Origin of the sequence: Aerococcus sp. UMB1112A (assembly GCF_030230715.1) — a bacterium.
Taxonomy (GTDB): domain Bacteria; phylum Bacillota; class Bacilli; order Lactobacillales; family Aerococcaceae; genus Aerococcus.
Genome location: NZ_JASPDS010000042.1, coordinates 1 through 3,071, shown reverse-complemented (window position 1 = coordinate 3,071; position 3,071 = coordinate 1). Strand labels below are relative to the sequence as shown.

Below are 3,071 nucleotides of genomic sequence, written 5' to 3'. Positions count from 1 at the left end.
CTAAATATTGCCTCGTATACTTTAGCAACTTTATACCAATTTATACTTGACTAATCGTAGGAAACAAGGGTGTGAGACTTGGCGCTCAGCTTTTGTTCACTGGAACAAGTCACCAGAGCAGTCTGCAAGACTGCGGCGGAGACTTGTGAAGTGACACGAAAGCTGCCAAGTCGAACCCGACTAAGCAGGGTGTGAGAGGATGCGGGAGAAAGGGACCTCTGGAGCAAAGCAACAGAGGAGACTGAAAGTCTTCGACGGCGCTTTGTGAAGAGGAGCCACTTCTGCGCGACCGAACCCAACTAAAAAAGCCTCCCCCTAAGGAAAGGCCTTTTGACTTTAATCCTCTACATTGTCTACTGAATCTTATTATTGGCTCTGTGCTCCCCAATTAGCATTTCCTTGGTTACCATTAGCATTGCCGTTCCCGTATTGCTGATTACCACCGGACCCTTGCCACTGGTTAGCCGGGTTATAGCTACCTTGGTTGCCATTCGCATTCCAATTGTTCTGCTGGTTATTTTGATTGTTTTGGTAATTTTGGTTGCCATTAGCGTTCCAATTGCCTTGCTGGCCTTGGGCTGGAGCAGCCTGGCTAGCTTGGGCACGCGATTGGCTAGCTGCTTGGGCTTCTGACTCTGCCCGTCTTGAAGACTCAGCCGCTGCTTCTGATTGGGCAGCCGCTTGGGCTTGTGCCTGGGCCTCCGCTTCCGCTTGGGCGCGGGCTTCCTCGTCTCTAACTTTGGCTTCAGCCTCTTTTAGTTGGTCGAGATCATCATTTTTGCCCTTGAAGCCGTGCTGGGCATCGATTGTCGTTTCACTTAATTCCGTAGTCAGCAGTTGGCTCCATAAGTCTGCCCCCTGGTTAGTCAATTGCCCACCTTCAGAATAAAGGTCTTCCAAGTTTAAGTCATCAGCTGCTAATTGATCCTTGAAATCAGCCCACATATCGTAATAGTTATAGTTCAAATCATCGAGTATCTTAGCGATCTTATCCTTATAGGCATCACTATCTTCGTCATTGTTCAAGCTAGGACTAATAACAAAAATCGGTAGGGCTTCAGGTTTGGCCAAACGTAGCTGGCGATAAATGCGTTCAATATTCGCTTTACTTCCCGCTTCATCGATCCCAGCCTGGGCCTCGGCCGCCAGGTTTAGGGGAACTAAGATAAGTTGACCCTGGCTATCGGCTACTTGTTGGGCATAGTCACTGGCTAAGAGATCTGCAGTTGACATGCCGCTGTAGTTTAACTTATTAACGGCAAGCTGGTCAAAACCTTTATCCTTGAGACCAGCAACTGCCGTTTCCAACCAATCGGCGGTTTGGTTGAGCGAATCCACAGCTAAGACGCCGACTTGGTCCGCTTCCCGGTTGACATAGGCCAAATATTTAGCTGCTGTTGTGTTCTCACGGTTCTGTTCAAAATCGGCTGCCGCCTGGTCTAACGAGCCTGACTGGCTAGCTGTCTGGTCTGTCTTTTGGTCTCCTTGATTATGTTCCTGGAAGAGTGCTGTTTCCTCGGCTAAACGCGCCTCTTCTCGCCGCTGGCCGATCACATAAGACCCGCCAATAATGATGAAACCGACAACCACTGTCGCTAGCATGGCTAGCAGGCTTTTCTTGTTGAATTCCCTCATAAATCTAACTCCTCGTTTATATTCTTTCCGTTTATTGTAGCATAAAAATTTAGCTAATCGAACAGCAGACTCTCTTTAATAATTTCTAATTAAAAATTCTATTTTTAGCCAAGCTATGTTATACTATTTAAGAATAAGATTGAATACTGATGCAGAAAGCAGGTTTTTTGATGCGTAATCCTCAAGAAGGAGAATACATCGCAGTCAAAAGCTATAAACATGACGGCAGTTTGCATCGCACTTGGCATGATTGTATGGTGCTCAAGACCTCTGATCAGAGTATCATTGCTTGTAATGACCATACCCTTGTCAGTGAATCCGATGGTCGGCGCTGGGTAACACGCGAGCCCGCCCTTCTCTATTTTCATAAGAAGTACTGGTTCAATATTGTCACGATGATCCGCCAAAAAGGCACATCGTATTATTGTAACCTGGCTTCCCCTTATATTATGGACAAGGACGGCCTTAAATACATTGACTATGATTTAGATATCAAAGTCTTTCCGAATGGCGATAAAAAGTTACTCGATGTAGATGAATACCTCGACCATGGTCGAAAGATGGCCTACCCTTACGATATTGACTATATCGTCACTTGCCATCTCTATGAATTGAACCGCTGGATTGAAGAAGGCAAAGGTCCCTTCTCTAAGGCCTATGTGGATTTGTGGTATGAACGTTATTGCCAGCTAAGCCAGCGCCAACAACAGCATAAGAAAAAGCGCCGCCAGCACTAGCTGTCGCCCTTTCGATTTGATTGTGAAGTATTCGAAAGTTCATAAAAAAGGCTGAGTTTTGAAACTCAGCCTTTTTGCTTTGCTTATACACTGAGGTCCACTTCTAACCGCGCGCCCTCGCACCCTTAGTTAGGTTCGAGGATGCAGAAAGGGCTCCTCTTCACAAAAGGGAACGACCGGCTGATAGCCGTTCTTATCCCTTTTGCCTCCAGTCATTCCTTTCTAAACGCCTTTGCTCACACCCTATAGTCGGGTTCAGGCTAGCAGAAATAGCTCCTCTTCACCAAAATCCGCCGAAGTCTTCCAGACTTCTCTGCTTTTGGCTCCAGAGGTCTATTTCTCACGCTAGCCTTCACACCCTGTTCTAGTCGGGTTCAACTTGGCAGGCTTGGAGTGATTTCACAAGTCAGAAACGAGCGAATGCTTCACTCTTATTCTGACTTGCTCCAATCATCCAAGCCTAGACGCCAAGTCTCACACCCTGTTCTAGTCGGGTTCGCAGGAGCAAACTTGAAGTGACTTCACCCAATCGAAACGATCGGCTAAAGCCGCTCTTTTTCGTTTGGGCTCCAGTCATTCAAGTCTAAGCGCTCTTGCTCACACCCTGTTCTAGTCGGGTTCAACTTGGCAGGCTTGGAGTGATTTCACAAGTCAGAAACGAGCGAATGCTTCGCTCTTATTCTGACTTGCTCCAATCAT

Annotated in this window: 2 protein-coding genes; one reads left to right on the top strand and one right to left on the bottom strand. The window is 46.9% G+C overall.

Going from position 1 to position 3,071, the window contains the following annotated elements; all coding sequences use genetic code 11:
- Positions 1–366: 366 nt before the first annotated feature.
- A complete protein-coding gene (locus tag QP860_RS10355; protein WP_284912772.1) occupies positions 367–1,635 on the bottom strand; it encodes an SGNH/GDSL hydrolase family protein in 1,269 nt (422 codons plus the stop codon).
- 170 nt (positions 1,636–1,805) lie between these two features.
- Between QP860_RS10355 and QP860_RS10350 the strand changes: the two genes are divergently transcribed.
- Positions 1,806–2,372: a DUF402 domain-containing protein gene (locus QP860_RS10350; RefSeq protein WP_067976595.1), complete on the top strand. Its 567-nt coding sequence runs from the start codon at positions 1,806–1,808 to the stop codon at positions 2,370–2,372.
- Positions 2,373–3,071 lie beyond the last annotated feature (699 nt).

Bases quoted from the DNA above. Each gene is read 5' to 3' on its own strand.
- QP860_RS10355 (WP_284912772.1), bottom strand. From the start codon at position 1,635: ATGAGGGAATTCAACAAGAAAAGCCTGCTAGCCATGCTAGCGACAGTG.
- QP860_RS10350 (WP_067976595.1), top strand. From the start codon at position 1,806: ATGCGTAATCCTCAAGAAGGAGAATACATCGCAGTCAAAAGCTATAAA.